The 23,625-nt window shown below is 73.6% G+C and carries 23 protein-coding genes and 3 pseudogenes; 19 read left to right on the forward strand and 7 right to left on the reverse strand.

Annotated elements, in window-relative coordinates; translation table 11 throughout:
- Positions 1–35 precede the first annotated feature (35 nt).
- From AB0N17_RS24745 to AB0N17_RS24785, 9 genes and pseudogenes are all read left to right on the forward strand, one after another.
- Positions 36–497: an ATP-binding protein gene (locus AB0N17_RS24745; protein WP_366013663.1), complete on the forward strand. Its 462-nt coding sequence runs from the start codon at positions 36–38 to the stop codon at positions 495–497.
- Between the two features lie 218 nt (positions 498–715).
- Positions 716–1,408: pseudogene (locus AB0N17_RS24750) on the forward strand (helix-turn-helix domain-containing protein); the annotation flags it as partial.
- 135 nt (positions 1,409–1,543) lie between these two features.
- Positions 1,544–2,398, forward strand: a complete 855-nt coding sequence (gene mshB / locus AB0N17_RS24755) for an N-acetyl-1-D-myo-inositol-2-amino-2-deoxy-alpha-D-glucopyranoside deacetylase (protein WP_366013638.1) — start codon at positions 1,544–1,546, stop codon at positions 2,396–2,398.
- Positions 2,395–2,811 (forward strand): DUF6113 family protein, encoded by a 417-nt coding sequence (locus AB0N17_RS24760; RefSeq protein ID WP_366013639.1) that lies wholly within the window; start codon positions 2,395–2,397, stop codon positions 2,809–2,811. The genes mshB and AB0N17_RS24760 overlap by 4 nt, the downstream gene beginning before the upstream one ends.
- A gap of 159 nt (positions 2,812–2,970) precedes the next feature.
- On the forward strand, positions 2,971–5,307 hold the full coding sequence (locus AB0N17_RS24765; RefSeq protein WP_366013640.1) for a hypothetical protein: 2,337 nt from the start codon (positions 2,971–2,973) through the stop codon (positions 5,305–5,307).
- A 147-nt stretch (positions 5,308–5,454) separates the two neighbouring features.
- Entirely contained in the window at positions 5,455–6,387 is a 933-nt protein-coding gene (locus tag AB0N17_RS24770) for an ABC transporter ATP-binding protein (RefSeq protein WP_366013641.1), read from the forward strand.
- The gene (locus AB0N17_RS24775) at positions 6,384–7,124 is read left to right on the forward strand and encodes an ABC transporter permease (RefSeq protein ID WP_366013642.1); all 741 of its coding nucleotides are present in this window, start codon (positions 6,384–6,386) and stop codon (positions 7,122–7,124) included. Before AB0N17_RS24770 ends, AB0N17_RS24775 begins: the two co-directional genes overlap by 4 nt.
- A gap of 5 nt (positions 7,125–7,129) precedes the next feature.
- On the forward strand, positions 7,130–8,320 hold the full coding sequence (locus AB0N17_RS24780; RefSeq protein ID WP_366013664.1) for a histidine kinase: 1,191 nt from the start codon (positions 7,130–7,132) through the stop codon (positions 8,318–8,320).
- A complete protein-coding gene (locus AB0N17_RS24785) occupies positions 8,317–8,931 on the forward strand; it encodes a response regulator transcription factor (protein WP_366013643.1) in 615 nt (204 codons plus the stop codon). The genes AB0N17_RS24780 and AB0N17_RS24785 overlap by 4 nt, the downstream gene beginning before the upstream one ends.
- Before the next feature lie 4 nt (positions 8,932–8,935).
- On the opposite strand, the gene AB0N17_RS24790 is transcribed toward AB0N17_RS24785, so the two are convergent.
- A complete protein-coding gene (locus AB0N17_RS24790) occupies positions 8,936–9,802 on the reverse strand; it encodes a transglutaminase-like domain-containing protein (protein ID WP_366013644.1) in 867 nt (288 codons plus the stop codon).
- Positions 9,803–10,227: 425 nt separating this feature from the next.
- Positions 10,228–11,217 (reverse strand): annotated as a pseudogene (locus AB0N17_RS24795) (GNAT family N-acetyltransferase); the annotation flags it as partial.
- 140 nt (positions 11,218–11,357) lie between these two features.
- Between AB0N17_RS24795 and fdxA the strand changes: the two are divergent.
- Both fdxA and AB0N17_RS24805 read left to right on the forward strand, forming a co-directional pair.
- Positions 11,358–11,678 carry a ferredoxin gene (gene fdxA, locus AB0N17_RS24800; RefSeq protein ID WP_030746389.1) on the forward strand — a complete coding sequence of 107 codons (321 nt, stop codon included), beginning with the start codon at positions 11,358–11,360 and terminating at the stop codon, positions 11,676–11,678.
- A gap of 126 nt (positions 11,679–11,804) precedes the next feature.
- Complete coding sequence (locus AB0N17_RS24805) at positions 11,805–12,902, forward strand: bifunctional succinyldiaminopimelate transaminase/glutamate-prephenate aminotransferase (protein ID WP_366013645.1); 1,098 nt, start codon at positions 11,805–11,807, stop codon at positions 12,900–12,902.
- Positions 12,903–12,977: 75 nt separating this feature from the next.
- On the opposite strand, the gene AB0N17_RS24810 is transcribed toward AB0N17_RS24805, so the two are convergent.
- Both AB0N17_RS24810 and AB0N17_RS24815 read right to left on the reverse strand, forming a co-directional pair.
- Entirely contained in the window at positions 12,978–13,397 is a 420-nt protein-coding gene (locus AB0N17_RS24810; protein WP_366013646.1) for an ATP-binding protein, read from the reverse strand.
- Between the two features lie 295 nt (positions 13,398–13,692).
- The gene (locus AB0N17_RS24815; protein WP_366013647.1) at positions 13,693–14,700 is read right to left on the reverse strand and encodes a heavy metal transporter; all 1,008 of its coding nucleotides are present in this window, start codon (positions 14,698–14,700) and stop codon (positions 13,693–13,695) included.
- A 114-nt stretch (positions 14,701–14,814) separates the two neighbouring features.
- Here AB0N17_RS24815 and dapE point away from each other — a divergent pair, with 114 nt between their 5' ends.
- Together dapE and AB0N17_RS24825 are read left to right on the forward strand one after the other, a co-directional pair.
- Positions 14,815–15,894, forward strand: coding sequence for a succinyl-diaminopimelate desuccinylase (dapE, locus tag AB0N17_RS24820; RefSeq protein WP_366013648.1), 1,080 nt, complete (start codon positions 14,815–14,817; stop codon positions 15,892–15,894).
- A gap of 104 nt (positions 15,895–15,998) precedes the next feature.
- Positions 15,999–16,757 (forward strand): TIGR00730 family Rossman fold protein, encoded by a 759-nt coding sequence (locus AB0N17_RS24825; protein WP_366013649.1) that lies wholly within the window; start codon positions 15,999–16,001, stop codon positions 16,755–16,757.
- A 39-nt stretch (positions 16,758–16,796) separates the two neighbouring features.
- Here AB0N17_RS24825 and folP read toward each other — a convergent pair whose 3' ends face one another.
- A complete protein-coding gene (gene folP, locus AB0N17_RS24830; protein ID WP_366013650.1) occupies positions 16,797–17,657 on the reverse strand; it encodes a dihydropteroate synthase in 861 nt (286 codons plus the stop codon).
- A gap of 138 nt (positions 17,658–17,795) precedes the next feature.
- Here folP and AB0N17_RS24835 point away from each other — a divergent pair, with 138 nt between their 5' ends.
- Together AB0N17_RS24835 and AB0N17_RS24840 are read left to right on the forward strand one after the other, a co-directional pair.
- Positions 17,796–18,146, forward strand: coding sequence for a DivIVA domain-containing protein (locus AB0N17_RS24835; RefSeq protein WP_366013651.1), 351 nt, complete (start codon positions 17,796–17,798; stop codon positions 18,144–18,146).
- Complete coding sequence (locus AB0N17_RS24840; RefSeq protein WP_366013652.1) at positions 18,143–18,739, forward strand: DNA-3-methyladenine glycosylase I; 597 nt, start codon at positions 18,143–18,145, stop codon at positions 18,737–18,739. Before AB0N17_RS24835 ends, AB0N17_RS24840 begins: the two co-directional genes overlap by 4 nt.
- Before the next feature lie 29 nt (positions 18,740–18,768).
- Here the strand turns inward: AB0N17_RS24840 and AB0N17_RS24845 are convergent, their stop codons facing one another.
- Entirely contained in the window at positions 18,769–19,572 is an 804-nt protein-coding gene (locus AB0N17_RS24845) for an enoyl-CoA hydratase-related protein (RefSeq protein WP_366013653.1), read from the reverse strand.
- Between the two features lie 372 nt (positions 19,573–19,944).
- On the opposite strand from AB0N17_RS24845, the gene AB0N17_RS24850 reads away from it, so the two are divergent.
- A complete protein-coding gene (locus AB0N17_RS24850; protein WP_018544333.1) occupies positions 19,945–20,112 on the forward strand; it encodes a DUF3117 domain-containing protein in 168 nt (55 codons plus the stop codon).
- Positions 20,113–20,199: 87 nt separating this feature from the next.
- Here AB0N17_RS24850 and AB0N17_RS24855 read toward each other — a convergent pair whose 3' ends face one another.
- Positions 20,200–20,898 carry an O-methyltransferase gene (locus tag AB0N17_RS24855; protein ID WP_366013665.1) on the reverse strand — a complete coding sequence of 233 codons (699 nt, stop codon included), beginning with the start codon at positions 20,896–20,898 and terminating at the stop codon, positions 20,200–20,202.
- Between the two features lie 234 nt (positions 20,899–21,132).
- Between AB0N17_RS24855 and sigE the strand changes: the two genes are divergently transcribed.
- From sigE to AB0N17_RS24870, 3 genes and pseudogenes are all read left to right on the forward strand, one after another.
- Positions 21,133–21,843: an RNA polymerase sigma factor SigE gene (gene sigE, locus AB0N17_RS24860; protein ID WP_366013655.1), complete on the forward strand. Its 711-nt coding sequence runs from the start codon at positions 21,133–21,135 to the stop codon at positions 21,841–21,843.
- Positions 21,840–22,838, forward strand: a complete 999-nt coding sequence (locus AB0N17_RS24865; protein WP_366013656.1) for a zf-HC2 domain-containing protein — start codon at positions 21,840–21,842, stop codon at positions 22,836–22,838. The genes sigE and AB0N17_RS24865 overlap by 4 nt, the downstream gene beginning before the upstream one ends.
- 198 nt (positions 22,839–23,036) lie before the next feature.
- Positions 23,037–23,625, forward strand: a pseudogene (locus tag AB0N17_RS24870) (protease); the annotation flags it as partial.

Consider the following 23,625-nt stretch of genomic DNA (forward strand, 5'->3'; position numbering starts at 1 on the left):
CCGATCACTCAACACGGTAGGCGTCACCGGCCACTCTGAGTGACGTGAATCAGGAAACCCGATGCGACGGCTCCGTCCTCAACTTCACCGTCCTGCTGTCCTCCACCCCGCGCGGTGCCCGCCTGGCCCGGCTGTTCGCGGCGGACCGGCTCCGGAGCTGGGGGCTTCCGGCGGACCCCGCGACGCTCATCGTGGCCGAGCTGGCGGCCAACGCCGCGACCCACGGCCGGCTGCCCGGCCGCAGCTTCCGCCTCACGCTCCACGTGGTCGGCCGCACCCTGCGCACCGAGGTCACCGACACGCGTGGTGACCGTCTGCCCGAACTCCGGGCGCCGGAGGTGCACGCCGAGTCCGGCCGTGGTCTGCTCCTCGTGGACGCCCTCGCCGACCGCTGGGGTGTCGAGGAGGGCCGCTTCCCGCGCAAGACCGTCTGGGCCGAACTGCGGCTGACCGCACCGGAACTCGCCCCCGCGGGCTCCGGTGACATCGGCGACTGAGAAGCGAAGAACCGTGGGGAAAGAACTCCACCAAACCCCACCCCTCCCGCCCGCGGCTCGCGCTCACTCGGGCGGGTGAACATCCCCGGTTCAGCTGGATTTCGCAGCCCCCGGCACCTCTACGCTCGGCGCAACAACCGCAGACATGAGACGGCCCCCGCCGGGACGGGCAATCCCAGTGCGAGGGCCTGACCACCGAGGAAGAAGAGACCTTCCTGATGGATACGCAGAACCCTAGCGCGCCCACGCGCGCCCAGTCCCGCGCTGCGGGCAACAAGCACCCGAACCGGGGCCCCCGCACCGGCGGGCTCTCCCACGACAACACCCGCCACACCACCCGCTTCACGGTGATCGGCAACCACCTGGCCCAGCATCCGGACCTCTCCCTCCTGGCGATCGGTCTGGCCTGCCACATCCAGTCGCTGCCGAAGGGCGCCCAGGTGGACATCAAGAGCCTCGCCGCCCGTTTCCCCGAGGGGGCCACCCGTATCGCCGCCGCGTTGCGCGAGCTGGAGGCCCACGGCTACCTGCGCCGCGAACGGCACCGCGTCCCCGGCGGCCGGATCGTCACCCGGACGATCTCCTGCAACCAGCCGGCGGCCCGACGCCCCGTACCCCGCACGGCACCGGCACCGGCATCGGCGCCGAGCAGGCGGACGCCCGCCCGCCCCCGTAAACCCCTCCCCGCCGTGCCGCAGCCCGCCTGTACCGCGCCCTCCCTCCTCCAGACGGCCGGTGACCTCCTCGCCGACCTGCGGCTCCACGACTCCCGGCTGCTCCTCTCCGCCCGCGACGCGGCCCACCTGGCCCCCGGCGTCGCCGCCTGGCTGGAGCGAGACGTCAGCCCCACGGCCGTACGACGCGCACTGACCGCCGACCTGCCGGTCGAGGCACTGCACCGGCCCGCCGCCCGCTGCCGCGACTGCCGCGGAGATGCGCCATGACCAGCGCACCGGACATCGAGGAACGTCGCGATCGCCGACTGGACCATCTCCACGGACGGCCTGCCGCGCTACCAGGACGAGACCGCCTCGTAGGGTGGTCCCATGACGGATCTCCCCGCCCGACGCCTCCTCCTGGTGCACGCGCACCCGGACGACGAGTCGATCAACAACGGCGCCACCATGGCCAAGTACGCGGCCGAAGGTGCGCATGTGACCCTGGTCACCTGCACCCTGGGGGAGCGGGGCGAGGTCATCCCGCCCGGGCTGCGGCATCTGGCGGGCCCGGCGCTGGGCGCGCACCGGCGCGGTGAGCTGGCCGCCGCCGCCCGCGAGCTGGGCGTGGCGGACGTCCGGCTGCTCGGCGGCGCGGGCCGCTACGGCGACTCCGGGATGATGGGCATCCCCGACAACGACGACCCCGGCTGCTTCTGGCAGGCCGACGTGGACGAGGCCGCCGGACACCTGGCCGAGGTGATCCTGCAGGTCCGCCCCCAGGTCCTCGTGACCTACGACGACCAGGGCGGATACGGTCACCCGGACCACATCCAGGCCCACCGCGTCGCCATGCGCGCCGTCGACCTCGCGGCCGAGCGGGGGCACCGCATCGCGAAGGTCTACTGGAACCGGGTCCCGCGCTCCGTCGCCGACGCCGCCTTCGCCCGCCTCCAGGACGAGCTGTCCGCGCTGCCGTTCGACAAGAGCGCCACCGTGGACGACGTACCGGGCGTGGTGGACGACGAGCGGATCACCACCACCGTCGACGGCACCGCGCACGCCGCCGCCAAGGCCGCGGCGATGCGCGCCCACGCCACCCAGATCGCCGTGGCCGAGCCGTATTTCGCGCTCTCCAACGACCTCGCCCAGCCGCTGTTCACCACCGAGTACTACGAGCTGGTCCGCGGTGCGGCGCAGCCCGGGGAGAGCGACCTGTTCGCCGGGACCGAGGAGGCGGCATGAGCGACAACGGACAGGGCCCGCTGCTCGCCCAGCCGCTGCGGCCCCCCTCCGCCGGACGCGCCGTCGCCTACGCCGGCCTGTTCCTGCTCGGCGCGGTCGTCGCCTTCGCCGGGGCCCTGGTGCAGGCCGCCTGGTTCCCGGGCGGGCTGCTGCTCGCCCTCGTGGGCGCGGCCGGGGCGTTCCTCGGCGGGTCCTACGCCACCGGCGGCCGGGCCGGGGCGGTCGCCCCCGCGGCCGGCTGGATCGTCGCCGTCGTCCTGCTCACCACCACACGCCCCGAAGGGGACTTCCTCTTCGGCGCGGGAGGCAGTTCCTACCTCTTCCTGCTCGGCGGCATGGCCGTCGCTGTGATCTGTGCCACCCTCGGCGCCGCACGGCAACCCCGCGACGGCTCTGCCCGACTTGGCAAGTGACGTACCACTTCGCCGTACGACGCGCGTGCGAGTCCGGTGTGGGTTTCCTCAGCGGTCATGGGCTGCGCGCCGGAAGCGGACAGTATGGTGGTGCGCGCCGCCGAGCCGCCCGAGAGTTCAGGTCGTAACGGGCGGTGGAGCCAACTGGGAGAACCTGCCTTGAGTCGTGAAACTGACACTCCGTCCTCCGGGCCCAACGGGCGCGGCGGAGCCGCATACCCCTCCGGCACGCCGCCGTACGGGACCCCCATGGCTTCCGAAGACGGTACGGACGCGGGCCGTTCGGGCGCGCGCCCGGAGGAGAAGAAGACCGAGACCACGCTGACGACCCGGATCCGGATCAACATCCCCGGATCCCGGCCCATCCCGCCGGTCGTCATGCGCACGCCCGTCGGGGACACCGAGGGCGCCGGGGCCGAGGCGCCCGCCGCCGAGGCGCGGCCCGAGCCCGACCGGACGCCCACGGGCACCACCGAGCCCCCCGCCGAGCCCGCTGCCGGGGCCGAGGAGAAGACGAGCGACTGGTTCGCGCCCCGCAAGTCCTCCGCCCCCAAGGGCGGTCCGGGCGGCGGCGGCACGAACGGAGCCGGAATCCAGGGGGGTTCCAGCACCGCCACCGGCGCGTCGGGTACCCGTCCGGGTGGTTCGGGAGCATCCGGCGCTGCCGGTACCACCGGCGCACGCCCCGGCGGCGGCCGTCCCGGCGGCGTGGTCGGGTCCATGAGCGTGCCGGGCGCCCCCCGCCCCGGCTCCACGAACGGCAAGGGCCTGCCCGGCGCCACCGGCGGCCCCGTCGCCCCCGGACACGGCGGCGGCACCGGCTCCTTCGACGTCACCGAGGCCCTGGCCGCGGGCCCGCTCGGCGGCTCCCGCCCCGGCACGCCCGGCGGCGGCGAACCGCGCCGCGACGACCTGCCGTACTTCGCGGAGAGCGGCGGCGCCGACGGCTTCGGCACCCCGGGCGCGAACGGCGGCGACGGCTACGACGGCTTCGGCCCGAACGGCGGCGACGGCTACGGCGGTGCCGGCGCCCCCGGAGCGGGCGGTGGCAACGGGCACGGCGCCCCCGGCGGCTTCAGCGGCCCGGGCGGCCCCGACGGTGCCGGCGGCTTCAACGGCCCGGGCGGCCCCGCCGGACCCACCAGCGGTCCGGTCACCGGCGACAGCACCCTCGTCCCGCCGGTCGGCGGCCCCGGCGAACCCTTCGACGCCCCGTCCGGCGCGCCCGGCGGCTTCGGCGGCCAGGCCCCGCGCAGCGCCCTCGCCGACCTCGCCGATCTCGACGGCCCGGGCGGACACGGCGGCCCCGGCGGCGGGCTCAGCGACGACACCGCGATCCTCACCCCGCAGAAGCCGGCCCCCGAAGGCACGCCCGGCTACCGCTCGCCGGCCGCGGACAACGTCTCCGGACACACCGTCACCAGCGGCATCCCGGTGATCCCCGGCGCGGGCAAGCCGTCGTTCGGCACGCACCCCGACGGGCCGGCCGCGCCCGTGGCCCCCAAGCCGGTGCCGGCCGCCGCGCCCAAGGCGGCGGCCAGGCCGAAGAAGAAGGGCCGCAGCAAACTGGTCCTGCTCGGTGCCGGCGTGGTCGTCGTCGCGGGCGGTGCCTACGGCGCCGGACTGCTGATGAACCACACCGACGTGCCCAAGGGCACCACCGTGCTCGGCGTCGACATCGGCGGCGGCACCCGTGACGACGCGGTGAAGAAGCTCGACGACTCCTTCGGCGCGCGGGTCAACAAGCCGCTCAAGCTGTCCGTGGGCGGCAAGACCGTCACCATCACCCCGGAGAACGCCGGCCTGCAGTTCGACTTCCAGGCCACGGTCAGCGAGGCCGCGAAGAGCGACTACAACCCGGTCCACGTCATCGGCTCCCTCTTCGGGCAGAAGCGCGTGGTCGACCCGGCGATGCCGGTGGACGAGGAGAAGCTGCAGGCCGCCCTCCAGCAGACCGGTGGCGGCTCCGGCTCGGTCGTCGAGGGCGGCATCACCTTCGAGTCGGGCAAGGCCGTGCCCGTCTACGGCAAGGCGGGCAAGGCCATCGACGCGGGCGCGTCGACCCAGGCGGTCGAACAGGCCTACCGCACCCTGGTGGAGACGGACACGGCGGCCCCGGTCACCGTCCCGTCCACGACCAAGCAGCCGACGGTGTCGAACGCCGAGGTCGACCGCGAGCTGAAGGAGTTCGGCAAGCCGGCGATGTCGGCCAACGTGACCGTCTCGGCGGGCCCGGGGCACGCGCTGCTGATGAGCCCGCAGAAGTCGCTGTGGAAGTTCCTCCGGGTGGTGCCCACCGCGGACGGCAAGCTGGTCGACAAGCCCGACCTGAACGCCCTGAAGCAGCTCTACGGCGGCGCCTTCGACGGCGTGCTCATCACCCGCGGCAACGGCAAGAAGACGGCGGTCACCCCGCAGGACGTCTATGTCGCGCTGCGCCAGGCCCTGCTGAGCAGGACCAACCGGGTCGCGGTCATCTCCACCAACCCGAGCTAGGCACGACGCACGGCTGACAGGGGGCGCCCACCGGCAACGGGCGCCCCCTGCGCCGTACCGTCACCCGATCCGTATGACATCTGTCATCCGGCACCGAGGACCCCCGACACTGCCGGGCCGGGTCGCCCCGCCGCGACCATGGATGCCATGACGACAACTGCGGCACCGGCCGCCACCACCCCGGTGGTCGGCTTCGACCAGGTGACCAAGACGTACGGCAGCGTCCGGGCCGTCGACGGGCTCTCGCTCCGGCTGTACCCGGGCGAGACCGTCGCCCTGCTCGGCCCGAACGGGGCCGGCAAGTCCACCACCCTCGACCTGCTCCTCGGCCTGAAGCACCCCGACAGCGGCGGCACGGTGAGCCTGTTCGGCGGCACCCCGCGCGAGGCGATCGTCGCCGGGCGGGTCGGGGCCATGCTGCAGAGCGGCGGTCTGATGGACGAGGTCACCGTCGCCGAGCTGGTGAAACTGGCCTGCTCGCTGCACCCCAAGCCGTACAAGGCCGGTGACGTGATGGCCCGGGCCGGCGTGACGCAGATCGCCGACCGCAAGGTCAACAAGCTCTCCGGCGGCCAGGCGCAGCGCGTCCGGTTCGCCCTCGCCACCGCGGGCGACAGCGACCTGATCATCCTGGACGAGCCGACCACCGGCATGGACGTCTCCGCCCGCCAGGCCTTCTGGGCCACCATGCGCGAGCAGGCCGACCAGGGCCGTACGGTCCTCTTCGCCACCCACTACCTCGAAGAGGCCGACGCCATAGCCGACCGGGTCCTGGTGCTGCACCGCGGCCGGCTCCTCGCCGACGGCACCGCCGCCGAGATCAAGGCGAAGGCGGGCGCCCGGAGGATCGGCTTCGACCTGGAGGGCGAGATCGACGAGGCCGCACTCGGCGCCCTGCCGTTCCTCACCTCCCTGGACGTGTCCGGGCAGACCGTCCGCATCCAGTCGTCCGACGCCGACGCCACCGTGCACGCCCTGTACGGCCTCGGTGTCTACCCCCGCAACCTCGAAGTCGCCGGCCTCGGTCTGGAGCAGGCCTTCGTCGCCATCACGGAGGCCGAGGAGGCCAAGCAGTCGTGAACGCCCTGATCAAGCTCGAACTCGCCCGCGCCCTGCGCAACAAGAAGTTCCTGTTCTTCTCGGTGCTCTACCCCGCGATCCTCTTCCTGATCTTCTCCAGCAGCTCCGGCTCCGGTGACAAGGTCGACGACACCGGGCTGACCGTCGCCACCTACCTGATGGTCTCCATGGCCTCCTTCGGCGCCCTGACCGCCGTCCTGATGGGCAACAGCGAGCGCATCGCCAAGGAGCGCGAGAACGGCTGGGTACGGCAGCTGCGGCTGACCACCCTGCCCGGGCGCGGCTACGTCCTCGCCAAGACCGCCAGCGCCGCCGTGGTGAGCCTGCCGTCCATCATCGTGGTGTTCGTCGCCGCCGCCGCGCTCAAGCACGTCCACCTGGACGCCTGGCAGTGGCTCGCCCTCACCGGGGTCATCTGGGCCGGCAGCCTCGTCTTCGCCGCGCTCGGGGTCGCCCTCGGCTACCTCGCCTCCGGTGACGCGGTCCGCCCGATCACGATGATCGTCTACTTCGGCCTGTCGATCCTCGGCGGCCTGTGGATGCCCTCGACCACCTTCCCGCAGTTCCTCCAGGACATCGCCAAGTGGCTGCCCACGCACGCGTACGCTGCACTGGGACGGGCGATCGAGCAGAGCCAGGCCCCGAGCGCGACGGACGTCGCCGTCCTCGCCGTCTACTTCGTCCTGTTCGCGGGCGGCGCGGCCTGGCTGTACCGGAAGGACACGCTGAAGGCGTGAGCACGATGACGGAAGACCCGCGGACCGGTGCGGCGCGGCCGGAGCACCAGGTCCGGATCGGACAGGGCCCCCGCAACCGGCGCGAGCTGATGGTCAAGGTGCTGTGGATCGGCGTCTGGCTGATCTTCCTCAGCTCCCCGGTCAAGGACCTGGTGTCCGGCCGCCACACCACGGGCGCCACGGCCGGCGGTGCGATCGGCCTGGCCGCGTTCGTCACCGCCTACCTGACGCTGGTCTTCCGGAACATCGGGCGCCCCTGGTCACCACGCGTCGTCGTCTCGCTGCTCGCGGTCCTCGTGGTCCTCGCCCCCCTGCTGACGTACACGCTCGGCGCCGCATGGATCGGCCTGTTCGTCTATCTGTCGGTCGCCTGCGGGGCGACCCTGCCGGTCCGGGCCGCGTTCGCGGCGATCCCCGCGGCGACCGTGGCGATGTACCTCGTCGGACTGCGCTGGCACGAGAAGCCGGACGAGACCCTGCTGCTCGTCCCGCTGATCGGCTTCGCGATGGTCGGCGTCGGCCAACTCATCAGCACCACCGTGGAGTTGCGCAAGGCGCGGGCCACCGTCGCCGAGCTGGCCGCCAACGAGGAGCGGCTGCGGCTCGCCCGCGACCTGCACGACCTGCTCGGCCACTCCCTCTCCCTGATCACCCTCAAGAGCGAGCTGGCCGGCCGCATGCTGCCCGGCCACCCGGAGAAGGCCGCCCAGCAGGTCGCCGACATCGAGCAGGTCAGCCGCCAGGCGCTGGTCGACGTCCGGGAGGCCGTCACCGGCTACCGGCGCCCCCGGATCGCCGTGGAGATCGCCGGCACCCAGGTCGCCCTGACCGCCGCGGGCGTCACCGCCGAGGTGCCAGCCGAACCCGATCTGGCCGGTGTCGCGGAGGAGGCCGAGTCCGCGCTCGCCTGGGCGCTGCGCGAGGCGGTCACCAACGTGGTCCGGCACAGCGGCGCCGACCGGTGCGCCGTACGGCTGGAACGCCGCCAGACCCTGGACGGGCCGGTCCTCGAACTGTCCGTCGAGGACAACGGATCGGGCGGCTCGGGCAAGGGCCCCGGCAACGGTCTGACGGGTCTGACGGAGCGCCTGGAGAAGGCCGGCGGCACCCTGGAGGCGGGCCGGGTCAAGCACGGATTCAGGCTGGTCGCCCGCGTGCCCACGGCCCCCTCGGGGGACGTAGGATCCGGGGCATGACGAGCACGATCAAGGTCCTGCTGGCCGAGGACCAGTCGATGGTCCGCGAGGCGCTGGCCGCGCTGCTCGGCCTGGAGGACGACATCGAGGTCGTCGCGCAGGTCGCCCGCGGCGACGAGGTGCTCGCGGCCGTCGGCGCGCACGGCGTGGACGTGGCGCTGCTCGACATCGAGATGCCCGGCTGCACCGGCATCGAGGCCGCCGCCCGGGTCCACCGGGAGTTTCCGCAGGTCAAGCTGGTCGTCCTCACCACCTTCGGCCGCCCCGGCTATCTGCGCAGCGCCATGGAGGCGGGCGCCGACGCCTTCCTCGTCAAGGACGCGCCGGCCGCCCAGCTCGCCGCGGCGGTCCGCAAGGTGCTGGACGGCGAGCGGGTCATCGACCCCACCCTGGCCGCCGCCGCGCTCGCCGAGGGCGCCAACCCCCTCACCGAACGCGAACGCGAGGTGCTCCGGGCGGCGGCCGACGGCGCCACCAACGCCGAACTGGCCCAGACCCTCAACCTCTCCCAGGGCACGGTCCGCAACTACCTCTCCACGGCCATCCAGAAGCTGGCGGTGCGCAACAGGGCCGAGGCGGTGCGGACCGCGCGGGAGAAGGGCTGGCTGTGACGGGTCAGTTGAGCATGGCCCGCGCCGTGTGCGCCTGCTCGCGCACCTTGCGGGCGGCCGGCTCGTCGACGACCTCGATCAGGTCGGCGTAGGCTTCCAGTTCCGTGGCGCCCGCGGTGAAGTCCCCGCGCTGCACCATCAGTTGTCCGCGCTCGTAGCGCAGCCGCGCCGGGTGCGAGGGCACCAGCAGCGCCAGCTCCACGGCCCACAGCGCGACGTCCGACCGCTCGGGCCGTGCGGTGGCCCACGCCCGGACGTTGTTCAGGATCCGCTGGACGACCTCCAGCGGCGCGGCGGGCTCCAGCATCGAGGCGTCCAGCGGCGCCCCGGTCGCGCCCGCCACCAGCAGCTCGGCGTCTGTCCCCGTCAGCACCCGCCCTTCGCCGAAGGGGTCGACCAGCACCTGCTCCCCGGGCGCGCCGAACCCGACCACGAAGTGGCCCGGCAACGCGACCCCGTACACCGGGGCCCCCGCCCGGCGCGCGACCTCCAGCCACACCACCGACAGCAGGATCGGCAGCCCGCGCCGCCGGCGCAGCACCTCGTGCAGCAGGGAGGACTCCAGGCGCTGGTAGTCGCCCGGCGTGCCGTGGAACCCGTACCGGCCGCCCAGCAGCCGCCGTACGGCCTCCGCCCAGGCAGCCGGCCCACCCGGCCGGTACGGCAGCTCGCCCGCCAGCCGGTCCAGCTCCGCCTGGGCCGCGTCCATGCCGGACTCGTCCAGCGAGCCGTCCCCCTCGGCGCCGATCAGCAGACACAGCGCCGACAGGTCCGGCCGCTCGGACCGCGCCTCCTCCCCGAACCGGCGGCGCAGCTCGGCGGCCCGGTCCGGCGGCGGCGGATACGGCGGCGGCAGCTTCGGGTGACGCATGCGAGGCTCATGCCCTTCCAAGATGATTCCTACGACACACCGGCACAGACGGAATGCGCCCCGCGTGATGGATGTGGGCGGGTAGGCCGGTTCTCGGGCCGCGCGGTGCCGGCCGCATCCGGTGCCGGGTGGGCGTGGCCCGGCGGGTTCTCGTGGTGCGGGCGGTCGTGGGTGGCTGTCGGTGACGGGTGCGGGTGGCTCGACGGGCCCTCGGGCTGGGGGCGGTCGCCGGTGGCCGCATCCGGTGAGGCGTGTGGGTGGCTCGGCGGGGCGGGGTGCGGGCCGTCGTCCGGGACGGCCGGCGACGGGTGCGGGTGACCGGCCGGGCGGTCGTCCGGTGCCGGGTGCGGGTGGCCAGCCGTGTGGTCGGCCGCCTCCTGCGCCTGCCGCGGCTCGCCGGCCGGGGCCGGGGCCTCCGGGGCCCGGGGGGCCCGGTAGTGGTGGTAGGCGTGGTGGGGGGTGAAGCCCAGCGCGTTGTAGAGCGAACGGGCGCCCTCGTTGTCCGTCTCGACCTGCAGCCAGCCGGCCGACGCGCCCTCGTCCAGCGCGCGCCGCGCCAGTGCGGCCATCACCTCGGTGGCGAGCCCCTCGCGGCGCCGGCCGGGGGACACCTCGACGGCGGCGAAGCCGGCCCAGCGGCCGTCCACGACACACCGCCCGATCGCCGCGGGCGGCTCGCCCGGCGCACCGGGCACGGTCGCGAACCACACGGACGGCCCACCGCCGAGCACCCGCAGGGCCACCTCGCTCACCCCCTTGCGCTGATACCGGGCGAGCCACGCCTCGTCCGCCTCCCGGGTCAGGACCACCCCCGCGCCCTCGGCCCGGTCCGCGACCGGCGCCAGCGCACCGGTCCACAGCTCGGCGGTCACCTCCCGCACCCAGCCCCGCCGCTCCAGCTCCGCACACAGCAGTTCCTGCGTGCCCTCGGCGCCGGTGGCGGTCTGGACGTACGCGGGCAGGCCACGCTCGCCGTACCAGCGTCGTACGGCCGCCAGGGCCGCGTCGAGCGGAAGGCCGGGCTCGCCGAGCGGCAGCACGCTGTTCGCCCGCCGCGTGAACCCGCCGGCCGCCCGCAGCTCCCACTCCCCGAGCGACTCGCTCTCGACCGGCCGCCACCCGCGCGAGACGATCCGGGCCAGCTCCGCATAGGACGCGGCCGGTCCCCGGCGACGTGCCGGCGCGGCGGGTACGACCTTCCCCGCGACCAGCGCGGATTCCGGGATGCGGACACTCCGCCCGTCCCGTCGTGTGATCATGAGCACGCCATCATCCCATGATGTGAGAACACCCACCGTGTCGGTGAACTTCTCCGGCGCCGCCGTCGCGTCGCCCAAGCGTCGTACCGACACCCGTTTCCCCACGTCAGCAGGGGTGATTCGGACTTCAAGGCGTCCTGTCGCCGAGATTTCCACTGGTCAGTTCACCCCTCCTGTTCGGATCATGCTCCGGAACGGAGATACTAGGGGCGGGCATCGACGACGCCGCGCTCCCGCGCGCCAGGCGGCGGAGCCTGAGGAGGCCCGCCAGCGCCCTATCGAGGAGGAACGACAGCGTGACCTACGTCATCGCGCAGCCTTGTGTCGACGTGAAGGACAAGGCGTGCATCGAGGAGTGCCCGGTCGACTGCATCTACGAGGGCCAGCGGTCCTTGTACATCCACCCGGACGAATGCGTCGACTGTGGTGCCTGTGAGCCGGTCTGCCCGGTCGAGGCGATCTTCTACGAGGACGACACTCCGGAGGAGTGGAAGGACTACTACAAGGCGAACGTCGAGTTCTTCGACGAGCTGGGCTCGCCCGGCGGCGCCAGCAAGCTGGGGCTGATCGAGCGCGACCACCCGTTCGTCGCCGCGCTGCCGCCGCAGGGCGAGTGACCGTCTAAGCGCCAAGCGGCCGCCGGCAACCGCCGCCGCCTCGGTCCCGTACGGCCCGATCACCCCGATCACCGCCGCACGGGACCGAGGCGTTTGCCGCACCGTACGAAAGTGAGCCTGATTCCCGTGTCCGCAGTCTCCGACCGGCTCCCCACCTTCCCCTGGGACAAGCTGGAGCCGTACAAGAAGACGGCCGCCGCGCACCCCGACGGGATCGTCGACCTCTCCGTCGGCACGCCCGTCGACCCGGTTCCCGAACTGATCCAGAAGGCCCTGATCGACGCGGCCGACTCGCCGGGATATCCGACGGTCTGGGGCACCCCCGCACTGCGTGACGCGATCACCGGCTGGCTGGAGCGCCGCCTGGGCGCCCGCGAGGTCACCCACCGCCACGTCCTGCCGGTCGTCGGCTCCAAGGAACTGGTGGCCTGGCTGCCGACCCAGCTGGGCCTCGGCCCCGGCGACAAGGTGGCCTACCCGCGCCTGGCCTACCCGACCTACGAGGTCGGCGCCCGCCTGGCCCGCGCCGATTACGTGGCCTACGACGACCCGCGCGAGCTGGACCCCGCCGGCCTGAAGCTGCTCTGGCTGAACTCCCCGTCGAACCCCACCGGCAAGGTCGTCCCGAAGCGGGACCTGACCGAGATCGTCGCCTGGGCCCGGGAGCACGGCGTCCTGCTGGTCTCCGACGAGTGCTACCTGGAGCTGGGCTGGGAGGCCGACCCGGTCTCGGTCCTGCACCCGGACGTCAACGGCGGCTCCTACGACGGCATCCTGGCCGTGCACTCGCTCTCCAAGCGCTCGAACCTGGCGGGCTACCGCGCGGCCTTCGTCGCCGGCGACCCGGCCGTCCTCGGCCCGCTCCTGGAGATCCGCAAGCACGGCGGCATGATGACCTCCGCGCCGACCCAGGCGGCGGTGGTGGCGGCCCTCGGCGACGACGTCCACGTGCACGAGCAGCGCGAGCGCTACGCGGCCCGCCGCGAGGCACTCCGGACGGCCCTGCTCGCCCACGGCTTCCGCATCGAGCACAGCGAGGCCAGCCTCTACCTCTGGGCCACCCGCGACGAGTCCTGCTGGACCACGGTCGCCCACCTGGCCGACCTGGGCATCCTGGTGGCCCCGGGCGACTTCTACGGCGAGGCGGGCCGGACCTTCGTCCGCGTGGCCCTGACGGCGACGGACGAGAGGGTGCGGGCGGCGGTCGCCCGCCTGACCCCCTGACCCCGCCCCACGACGGCGAACGGGGCCCAGGGAGAACCCTGGACCCCGTCGGCCCGGCTCAGCGGCCGCGGAACCTCAGCCGCCGAGCGGCAGGCCGCCCGGCACCGGCAGGTTCGGCAGGCCGCCCTTCGTCGCGGTGGACGCGGTGTCCCCGAGGACACCTCCCGCCGCCCCGGCCGCGTCCCCCGCGGCCTTCTGCGCCATCGGCGCCGTCTTCTTCACGGCGGCGCCGCCGGTCTTGCCCGCGGCCGGCACCGCCTGGTTGACCGCCTTGCCGCCCGCGTTGCCCGCGAGCGAGGTGACGTTCTGCGCGGCACCGTCGACCGTGTTGCCGACGTGCGCCCCGTCCAGGGCGGTCAGACCACCCAGGTTCGGGGTCGCCGCCGGCAGGTTCGTGGCCGCACCGGCGGAGCCGGCCGCACCGACCCCGGCTGCCGCTCCCGCTGCGACGAGCAGCGCGGCACGGGCGATCCGGCGGGTCAGAGGGAGGGACATGATGCTCCATTCGACGGGAGAACGTGATGTGTCGGTGATTGCGTCCGGGCCCGTCTCCGGGCTCGGACGCCGTGACTACCGCTCGAAGCCCGCGAAGGTTGCGGACGCCCCAGGTAAAGAATGGATAACGCATCGCATTATCAGGTGTGGATAAAAACGGGCAAAGAACGTCGACGGGGAATCCCGCAGAATCCTTACGGCCCTGAATTTCCAAGGGTTTGCGAACCGGGCCCCGAAGTCGCCCGGACGGCGGGGCGGCCCGGCACCGCACAACCCGCCGGAGTGATCCCCCGTACTACTGTCCGGTCACGATCCGGACGGACCCCACGGACGTCCGCGCACCGGCGGCCGCCTGCCCGGCGGCCCCCTGCCCGCCGGCCGGCTTCCACCGGCTGTCGCTGCTCCCGGCGGCCCACTCCCGCCCCGCGTACGACACCCGCTGGATGTGCAGCGTGGAGGAGTTGGCGACGGCCCACTGCGCCAGCTGCCACCCCCGCTCCCGCTCCCCGCGCCCGGTCGCGTCCCGCCTGGCGCCCTCGGGCACCGGAACGGTCACCGTCCGTCCGTGCGCGGTCGCGGTCACGCTCGGCGAGGGGGACGGCGACGGCACGGGCGTCCCGCCCACCTCCGCACCGGTCTCCTGCAGCGCGTCCCGCCCGAAGTCCCGTACCAGCGCGGCCCGTACCGCGTCCGGCCCCGTCGCCGACGTCCCGGCGTCCGGCCGGCCGTCGCAGGTCAGCGTGGCCGCCGCCCGCCCGGTCAGCGCCGCCGCCAGCAGCGTGGCGTCCGGCTCGTGCTTGGCGTACGCCTCCGGATAGCCGCTGCGCTGCACCCGCTGCGCGGCCACCGTCAGCGGCAGGTCGGTGTAGCCCTGCACCTTGGCGAGGTGCGCGTAGAAGATGCCCGCCGCGTAGGCCGGGTCCATGATCTGCTGCTCGCTGCCCCACCCCTGGGAGGGCCGCTGCTGGAACAGGCCCAGCGAATCCCGGTCGCCGTGCTCGATGTTGCGCAGCCCCGACTCCTGCAGCGCGGTCGCGAGCGCGATCGTCACGGCGCGCTCGGGCATCCCGCGCCCGGTGCCGACGGCGGCGATCGTCGCCGCGTTCGCCGCCTGCTCCGGCGTGAACTCGTACGACGCCCCGGCGCCCGATGCCGGGACCACCTTGCAGCCGCGCGCACCACCGCCTCCGGTGACGTACTGCACCACGAGATACGCGGCGACACCGCACAGGACCAACAGGGCGGCCGCGAAACGGAAAAGACGGCCGCGACGCTTGGGACGGGTGGGGGACGGCTCTGGCACGCGTACAAGGTACTGGAGGCCGCGAGACCCCTCACCGGGGGTCCGCACGGCGCGGCGGGCGGCCCGCGCGGACGGCGAGGCCGCCCCGGCAGGCGGCGCGCTAGGGTCGTGGCCATGGCCGACACCTCGCTTGACCTCACGCTCGACGCCGCCGCGCTCACCGCGCGGCTGGTGGACTTCCCCTCCGAGAGCGGCACCGAGAAGCCGCTCGCGGACGCGGTCGAGGCCGCCCTGCGCGCCCTGCCGCACCTGACGGTGGACCGCCACGGCAACAACGTGATCGCCCGCACGAACCTGGGCCGCGCCGAGCGCGTGATCCTGGCCGGCCACATCGACACCGTCCCGATCGCGGGCAACGTCCCCTCCCGCCTCGACGAGGACGGCGTGCTCTGGGGCTGCGGCACCTGCGACATGAAGGCGGGCGTGGCGGTGCAGCTGCGGATCGCGGCCACGGTCCCCGCCCCCAACCGCGACCTGACCTTCGTCTTCTACGACAACGAGGAGGTCGCCGCCGAGCTCAACGGCCTCAAGCACGTGGCCGAGGCCCACCCGGAGTGGCTGGCGGGCGACTTCGCCGTCCTGCTGGAACCCTCCGACGGCCAGGTCGAGGGCGGCTGCCAGGGCACCCTGCGGGTACTGCTGAGGACCACGGGCGAGCGGGCGCACTCGGCGCGCGGCTGGATGGGCTCCAACGCCATCCACGCGGCGGCCCCGATCCTGGCCCGCCTGGCCTCCTACGAGCCCCGGTGGCCGGTCATCGACGGCCTGGAGTACCGCGAGGGCCTGAACGCGGTCGGCGTCAGCGGCGGGGTCGCGGGCAACGTGATCCCCGACGAGTGCGTCGTCACGGTGAACTTCCGGTACGCCCCCGACCGCAGCGAGGAGGAGGCCGTCGCGCACGTCCGCGAGGTGTTCGCGGACTGCGGGGTGGCGGAGTTCGTGGTCGACGACCACAGCCCCGGCGCGCTGCCCGGCCTGTCCCACCCGGCCGCCGCGGCCTTCATCGAGGCGGTGGGCGGCACCCCGATGCCGAAGTACGGCTGGACGGACGTCTCCCGTTTCTCGTCGCTCGGCATCCCGGCCGTCAACTACGGCCCGGGCAACCCGCACTTGGCCCACAAGCGGGACGAGCGCGTGGAGACGGCCAAGATCCTCGCGGGCGAGGAGCGCCTGCGCAGCTGGCTCACCGCGTAGCGGAAAGGTGCGGCGCACGCATACCGGACATGCGCATGTCCCCCCTCCGTAACCCGCGTGGATCTAGTCTGAGATCGAACTACCGGCAAGCGGAGGGAGCGCACATGCCTACCGGCAACCCCGAGGGGAAGAAGCAGCCGCCGGACGAGCAGCGGCTCGGACCGGTCCTGCGACGGCGGTCCCAGGTGACACCCAGCACGACCGACCAGCGGCTGCTGGACGAGCGGGCGCCCTCGGACTGGGTCCACACCGACCCCTGGCGGGTCCTGCGCATCCAGTCGGAGTTCATCGAGGGCTTCGGCACCCTGGCCGAACTGCCGCCCGCCATCAGCGTGTTCGGCTCCGCGCGGACGCCGGTCGACTCGGCCGAGTACGACCAGGGCGTGCGGCTCGGGCGGGGGCTCGTGCAGGCGGGCTGGGCCGTGATCACCGGTGGCGGGCCGGGCTCGATGGAGGCGGCCAACAAGGGCGCGAGCGAGGCGGGCGGCACCTCGGTCGGCCTCGGCATCGAACTTCCCTTCGAGCAGGGGCTGAACCCCTATGTCGACATCGGGCTGAACTTCCGTTATTTCTTCGTCCGCAAGATGATGTTCGTGAAGTACGCGCAGGGCTTCGTCGTGCTGCCCGGCGGCCTCGGCACCCTCGACGAACTCTTCGAGGCCCTGACCCTGGTCCAGACCCAGAAGGTCACCCGCTTCCCGATCGTCCTCTTCGGTACCGAGTACTGGGGCGGCCTGGTGTCCTGGCTGAAGGACACCGTGGTGGGCCAGGGCAAGGCGGCGGAGAAGGACCTGCTCCTGTTCCACGTCACGGACGAGGTGGAGGAGGCGGTGGCCCTGGTGTCGAAGGAGGCGGGCCGCTAGGGCCAAGGGGGTGTCCAGGGGGCCGCGCCCCCTGGACGCTCAGGCCAGACCCCGCCGGGCCACCGCGGGGGCCCGGTGCCCGGCGATCGACGCCACCATCTCCAGCACCTGCCGGGTCTCGGCGACCTCGTGCACCCGGTACACCTGCGCACCCAGCCACGCGGACACCGCGGTCGTCGCCAGCGTACCGATCAGCCGTTCCTTCACCGGCCGGTCCAGCGTCTCCCCGACGAAGTCCTTGTTGGACAGCGACACCAGCACCGGCCATCCCGTGGCGACCATCTCGTCCAGCCGCCTCGTCGCCTCCAGGCTGTGCCGCGTGTTCTTCCCGAAGTCGTGCCCGGGATCGATCAGCACCGACTCACGCGGCACCCCGAGCGACACCGCCCGCTCCGCCAGCCCCAGGGTCACGTCCAGGATGTCGGCCATGACGTCGTCGTACGTCACCCGGTGCGGGCGGGTGCGCGGCTGGGCACCGCCCGCGTGCGTGCACACGAGTCCCACCTCGTACCGCGCCGCGACCTCGGCGAGTCCGGGGTCGACGCCGCCCCACGCGTCGTTCAGCAGATCCGCGCCCGCCTCGCACACCGCCTCGCCGACCTCGGCCCGCCAGGTGTCCACGCTGATGATCACGTCCGGGAAGCGCCGCCGTACTTCGGCCACGAAACCGACCGTCCGCCGCGCCTCCTCGGCGGCCGAGACGTCCTCGCCCGGGCCGGCCTTCACCCCGCCGATGTCGACGATCGCGGCGCCCTCGGCCACCGCCTGCTCCACGCGCGCCAGAGCCGGCTCGTCTCGGAAGGTGGCCCCCCGGTCGTAGAAGGAGTCCGGGGTCCGGTTCACGATCGCCATGATCACCGGCTCGTGCGGCCCGAATTCCCGCTTGCCCAGCCTGAGCATCCGCTGTGACCTCTCCTAGTACATCCCGCAGTACGGCCGCCTGTGACCCTAACTGGCAGAGTCGCATGGCACGATCGGAGCCTGACAGTTTCAGCTTCCGGCACAGCGTCCGGTATCGAGCGTGGGGACCCTAAGGCGATGGTGATGTTCTTGTTCCTGGTCGTCGCGCTGGCCGTCGTGGTCGCCGCGGTGACTCTCGCCGTGGTGGGGGGCGGCGAAAGCGGCCCGCTGCCCGAGGCGGCGCCCGAGCGGCTGCAGGATCCGCTGCCCGCGGACCGCCCGGTGGGCCGAGCCGACGTGGACGGCCTGCGCTTCCCGGTCGCCCCGCGCGGCTACCGCATGGCCGACGTCGACGACGCCCTGGGCCGCCTCGGCGCCGAACTCGCCGAGCGGGACGCCCGGATCACCGACCTGGAGTCCGCCCTGGCCGGTGCCAGAGCCGCCGCGCACGCCCGGCAGGAGCGGCCCGCGGAAGGAGAGCAGCGGTGACGGCCGGCGCAGCCCTCGCCGGGCCCGACGGCGCCCTGCGCTGCCCCTGGGCCCTGTCCACCGAGGACTACGTGACGTACCACGACGAGGAGTGGGGCCGCCCGGTCCACGGCGACGACGCCCTCTTCGAGCGGATCAGCCTGGAGGCCTTCCAGTCGGGCCTGTCCTGGATCACGATCCTGCGCCGCCGCCCCGGCTTCCGCGCGGCCTTCGCCGGCTTCCACATCGAGAAGGTCGCCGCCTTCACCGACGAGGACCGCGTGCGCCTGCTGGCCGACCCGGGCATCATCCGCAACCGCGCCAAGATCGACGCGACGCTCGCCAACGCGCGCGCACTCGCCGGCTGGGCGGAGGGCGAGCTGGACGAGCTGATCTGGTCCCACGCCCCGGACCCGGCCCACCGGCCGGTTCCGCGGACCCTCGCCGACGTCCCGGCGGTCACCCCGGAGTCCACGGCCCTGTCCAAGGCCCTGAAGCAGCGGGGCCTGAAATTCGTGGGCCCCACGACGGCGTACGCGCTGATGCAGGCGTGCGGGTTGGTCGACGACCACCTGGAGACCTGTGTGAGCCGTACCAGCCCGCCCGCCCGCTAGCGCTCACCGGCAGCGCTCATCGGCAGCGCTCAGCGGCCGAGGTACTTGGGCCTCTCCTTGTTCACGAAGGCCTGCACGGCGATCGCGTGGTCCTCGGACCGCCCCGCCCGCGCCTGGAGTTCGTCCTCCTTCTCCAGGGTCTCGGTGAGGGAGTGCGTCAGGCCGTAGGCGACGGCCTCCTTGAGCGCCGCGTACGCCACCGTCGGCCCCTCGGCCAGCGCCCGCGCCACCTGCTCGGCCTCGCCGCGCAGCTCGGCGGAGGGCACCACCCGGTTGGCGATGCCCAGCTCCAGGGCGTCCTGGGCGCTGATGCTGCGCGGGAACAGCAGCAGGTCGGCGGCGCGGCTCGGGCCGATCACCCGGGGCAGGGTCCAGGAGATCCCCGAGTCGGCGGTCAGGGCCACGCCCGCGAAGGACGTGTTGAACGCGGCCGTGTCGGCGACCACCCGGTAGTCCGCGGCGAGCGCGAACCCGAAGCCGGCGCCGGCCGCCACGCCGTTCACCGCGGCGACCACCGGCTTCGGCGCCCCGGCGAGGGCCCGCACGATCGGGTTGTAGTGCTCCTTGACCGTGCTCATCGTCTGCCCGGAGCCGGTCTCCCGGTCCGACGCGAGCAGCCCGATGTGCTCCTTGAGGTCCTGGCCCACGCAGAACGCCCGGTCCCCGGCGGCGGTCAGCAGGATCGCCCGTACGGCCGCGTCCCCGGCCGCCGATTCGGCCGCCTCCCGGAGGGCGACCTTGGTCGCGATGTTCAGCGCGTTCATCGCCTCGGGGCGGTTCAGCGTGATCGTCGCGAGTCCGTCGCTCACCTCGTAGAGCACGGTGTCGGCCATGGCGTATCCCCTCCGGTCGGCGGCTGGTGACGTACCGCTCAGTACGTCCCTGTCTGAGGACAGCATGGCGGAGATCGCCGTCCAGGGGCCGGACCCGACGTGTGACCTGCGTCAAAGAAATCCGGAGCGGAGCCGGCCGGCGGATGTCCGTGCGGCGGCGAAGTATCGCAGCCGCATCCCCGAATTGGGTGGTTTTGCTCGCGCGCGTTGCCCAAGCGATGCCAACCGATGTTGGTCATCGGGTCCTGCCATGCGGGATAATGGCTGGGAAGCAATGTGTTCGATGCCGGTGTCGTGTGTCCGCTCCGGACCGCGGGTGCCCTCCCGGGGCCCTCGGCAGACGATGAGCTGGTTTCAGGAAGGGGAACGAGCATGGCGGCCATGAAGCCGCGGACGGGTGATGGCCCGCTCGAGGTGACCAAGGAGGGGCGGGGCATCGTCATGCGCGTTCCGCTCGAAGGCGGCGGTCGACTCGTCGTCGAGCTGACCCCTGACGAGGCCGAGGCGCTCGGCGACGCCCTCAAGAAGGTCGTCGTCTGACGCCCCAGCGATCTTGCCCTTGTGGCTGCCCCGGCATCGTACGCGGTGCCGGGGCAGCCGCGTTCAGGGGCATCGGCGGCCGCCCGCTCAGCGCTTGACGGCGCAGAGCAGCCCGTCGCCCACCGGCAGCAGCGACGTGACCAGCTCCTGGCTCTCCCGCACCGCGCGCAGCAGCTCCCGCAGTTTCAGCACCTCCGTCGGCTGCGGTCCCGAGTCGACCGTACGGCCGTTGGCGAAGACGCCCTCGAAGACCACCAGGCCGCCGGGCCGGAGCAGACGCAACGATTCAGCGAGATAGTCCAGGTACTCCAGCCGGTCCCCGTCGCAGAAGACGAGGTCGTAACCGGCGTCCGCGAGCCGGGGGAGCACGTCGAGCGCGCGGCCCGGGATGAACCGGGCCCGGTTGCTGGCGAAGCCGCAGGCGCGGAAGGCCTGCCGGGCGAACTGCTGGTGATCGGGCTCCGAGTCGACCGTGGTGAGCACCCCGTCGGGGCGCATGCCGTGCAGCAGATGGATCCCGGACACCCCGCAGCCCGTGCCGATCTCCGCCACCGCCTTCGCGTCCACGGAGGCGGCGAGCAGTCGCAGCGCGGCGCCGGCGCCGGGCGACACCGAGCGCAGCCCTGCCTCGCGGGCCCGGTCGCGGGCCCAGCGCAGCGCCTCGTCCTCGGCGACAAAGGCGTCGGAGAACGCCCAGCTCGTCTGCCGGTTGCCGCTAATGACCCTCTCCTGTCCCCATGGTTGTCTGGGCGTGACTGTATCCGTTGGCGTCGGGAACCCGCAGATGGGACCGGGCGTTAATAAGGATGAGACGGCGGCCGGCGACGCGACGGGGGGTAACAGGTGGATCAGGGCGCCGAGCAACTGCTGACGCAGCCGGATGAGCCGTATCAGCGAGTATCAAATTCTCGTAAAACCGCTTATCCGGAGCTAACGGGCGAGGTGGCTATGGTAGGGGCTCCACTGGACACCACCAGAGCCGACAGGGGAGGTGCGGCCGCGCCTGGGGACCGGAGTGGAGTGCTGCGGCGCTTCCTCGGGTCGGCGGGCAGGCCGAAATCCGTGACCGACACCGCTGCTGACCACCACGCCGGTTTCGCCGCAGGCGAGGCCCAGACCGCGACCTTCTCCACCGACGCGGACGGGCAGGCGTGGACTCCGCCCACGTGGGAGGAGATCGTCAGCATGCACAGCGGCCGGGTCTACCGGCTCGCCTACCGGCTGACGGGCAATCAGCACGACGCCGAGGACCTCACCCAGGAGGTCTTCGTGCGCGTCTTCCGCTCCCTGTCGACGTATTCGCCGGGCACCTTCGAGGGCTGGCTGCACCGCATCACCACGAACCTCTTCCTGGACATGGTCCGGCGCAAGCAGCGCATCCGCTTCGACGCCCTCGGCGAGGACGCGGCCGAGCGCCTGGCCAGCCGCGAGCCCACCCCGCAACAGCTCTTCAACGACGCCCACTTCGACGCCGACGTCCAGCAGGCCCTCGACACGCTCGCGCCCGAGTTCCGGGCCGCCGTCGTCCTGTGCGACATCGAGGGGCTGTCCTACGAGGAGATCGCCGCGACCCTCGGCGTGAAGCTCGGCACGGTCCGCTCCCGTATCCACCGCGGCCGCTCCCAGCTCCGCAAGGCCCTCGCGCACCGCTCTCCGGAAGCCCGGGCGGCCGAGCGCCGTTCCTTCCTGACCCGTGTCCCTGCTCTGGGGGGAGGGGGCGCGACCGCGTGAGTGGATCTCGGCCGAAACCTGTCGAGGAGCCGCACCTCGCAGAGCAGCACCTGGGAGACCGCCTCTCCGCCCTGGTGGACGGAGAGCTCGGTCATGAGACGCGTGAGCGGGTCCTCGCGCACCTGGCCACCTGTGCCCGGTGCAGGGCGGAGGCGGAGGCCCAGCGCGCGCTGAAGAACGTGTTCGCGGAGGCGGCCCCGCCCCCGCCGTCGGCGAGCCTCCTGGCCCGCCTCCAGGGCCTCCCCGGCGGAGGCGACATGGGCGGCGGCGGACTCTTCGGGCGCGACCCCGATGCCGGGACCTCCGGGACCTCCGGCGTCTTCGGGATGAGGCGGGGCGAGCGCTTCGCGTTCGGCTACGTCCCCGCCGGCCCGCAGCACACGCCCGTGCACGAGGAGCGCGGTTTCCGCATCCATCCCGTCGGCCGTCCGGACGAGGGCCGCTCCGCCTCGCGCGGACTGCGGTTCGCGGTCGCCGCCGCCGGCGCGGTGTCGCTGGCCGCGGTCGCCCTCGGCGGCGTGACCACCGCCATCCCCGGTGACGTGACCGCCGACGCCCGCAGTGGCTCCGGCACGGGCAACAACATCGTTCCGACCCGCTCGGCGGGCACCGGCACCGGTTCCGGCGCGGGCGCCGCCACGCCCGAGACCCAGCGTCGCCGCCCGGTGGGACCGCTGCTCGCGCAGGGCGGCACCCAGTTCGGGCAGAGCACGGCCGCGCCGACCTTCATGTCCGCGCCGATGGTGCCCGGCCTGCCGGCCCCCGACGCCGGACAGGCCCCGATCGATGCCGTCCGCAGCCTGACCGCGCCCGTGCTGGCCGGTGCCGCCGCCGTCTCCCCGTTGATACGCCCCCTGGATCACATGGTGGCCTTCCCGCTCGCCGACTGGTCCATGGCCTCCAAAGTCACCGGCTCCGGTCTGCTGCCCGTCCCCGTCCCCCACACCTCCCCCGCTCCCTCGGCGTCCCCCGCGACACCGCACCAGGCGCCCTGACCGGCCCTGACCGACCCCTGCACCACGGCCCGCGAACCTGGTTGAATCCGGTGAGCGCCGCGCCCGTGGCGATGACCCGGGCGCGCAGTCGAGATTCCGTGGCCGCCGCCGAAGCGTGCGGTCACGCGCAGCCGTGGGGAGAGCATGAACGAGGGGAACCGTGTCCCGTCGGTGGAAGGACCGGAGGGAGCGGCGGGGGTGAGGCCGGCCGACGAGGTCGCCGGCGGTGGTACCGGAGCGGACTTCGAGCTGCCCCGTCCGGCGACCGCACCGCGGCCCGGGGAGCGGGCCGGGGCCGCAGTGGCCGGTGACTTCGAGCTGGCCGAGCCGGCGCGGGTTCCGGCACCGGAAGAGGCCGCCACCGAGCCCACGGCCGAGGGCCCCGCGCCGACCGGGTCCGAGGAGCGGCCCAAGCCGCTGCACGACCCGGATCCCTACGGCACCCCGCCCTACGGCGAACCGGGCCCCTGGGCCCCCGCACCCCCGGTACAGCACCCGACGGCTCACGGCACGGCCCCCGCCGGGGCCCCCGCCCCGGCCCTCGGCGACGCACACGTCCCCGTTCTCGGCGACCCGCATGCCCCGGCACAGGCCCCCGCTCTCGGAGCTCCACACGCCCCGGCGCCCGGCGCCCCGCACCTCCCGACCCCCGGCGACCCGCAGGCCCCGGCTCTGGGCGCCCCGCCCGCCCCCGCTCTCGGTGACCCGACCGCTCCGGCCCCCGGCGCCCCGCACCCCTCGACCCCGGGCGCCCCGCCCGCCCCCGCGCTCGGCGACCTGCAGGCCC

Origin of the sequence: Streptomyces sp. NPDC051133, from assembly GCF_040682635.1 — a bacterium.
Lineage (GTDB): Bacteria > Actinomycetota > Actinomycetes > Streptomycetales > Streptomycetaceae > Streptomyces.

Bases quoted from the DNA above. Each gene is read 5' to 3' on its own strand.
- mshB (WP_366013638.1), top strand. From the start codon at position 1,544: ATGACGGATCTCCCCGCCCGACGCCTCCTCCTGGTGCACGCGCACCCG.
- AB0N17_RS24760 (WP_366013639.1), top strand. From the start codon at position 2,395: ATGAGCGACAACGGACAGGGCCCGCTGCTCGCCCAGCCGCTGCGGCCC.
- AB0N17_RS24770 (WP_366013641.1), top strand. From the start codon at position 5,455: ATGACGACAACTGCGGCACCGGCCGCCACCACCCCGGTGGTCGGCTTC.
- AB0N17_RS24780 (WP_366013664.1), top strand. From the start codon at position 7,130: ATGACGGAAGACCCGCGGACCGGTGCGGCGCGGCCGGAGCACCAGGTC.
- AB0N17_RS24785 (WP_366013643.1), top strand. From the start codon at position 8,317: ATGACGAGCACGATCAAGGTCCTGCTGGCCGAGGACCAGTCGATGGTC.
- AB0N17_RS24790 (WP_366013644.1), bottom strand. From the start codon at position 9,802: ATGCGTCACCCGAAGCTGCCGCCGCCGTATCCGCCGCCGCCGGACCGG.
- AB0N17_RS24810 (WP_366013646.1), bottom strand. From the start codon at position 13,397: ATGTCCCTCCCTCTGACCCGCCGGATCGCCCGTGCCGCGCTGCTCGTC.
- dapE (WP_366013648.1), top strand. From the start codon at position 14,815: ATGGCCGACACCTCGCTTGACCTCACGCTCGACGCCGCCGCGCTCACC.
- AB0N17_RS24825 (WP_366013649.1), top strand. From the start codon at position 15,999: ATGCCTACCGGCAACCCCGAGGGGAAGAAGCAGCCGCCGGACGAGCAG.
- folP (WP_366013650.1), bottom strand. From the start codon at position 17,657: ATGCTCAGGCTGGGCAAGCGGGAATTCGGGCCGCACGAGCCGGTGATC.
- AB0N17_RS24835 (WP_366013651.1), top strand. From the start codon at position 17,796: ATGGTGATGTTCTTGTTCCTGGTCGTCGCGCTGGCCGTCGTGGTCGCC.
- AB0N17_RS24845 (WP_366013653.1), bottom strand. From the start codon at position 19,572: ATGGCCGACACCGTGCTCTACGAGGTGAGCGACGGACTCGCGACGATC.
- AB0N17_RS24850 (WP_018544333.1), top strand. From the start codon at position 19,945: ATGGCGGCCATGAAGCCGCGGACGGGTGATGGCCCGCTCGAGGTGACC.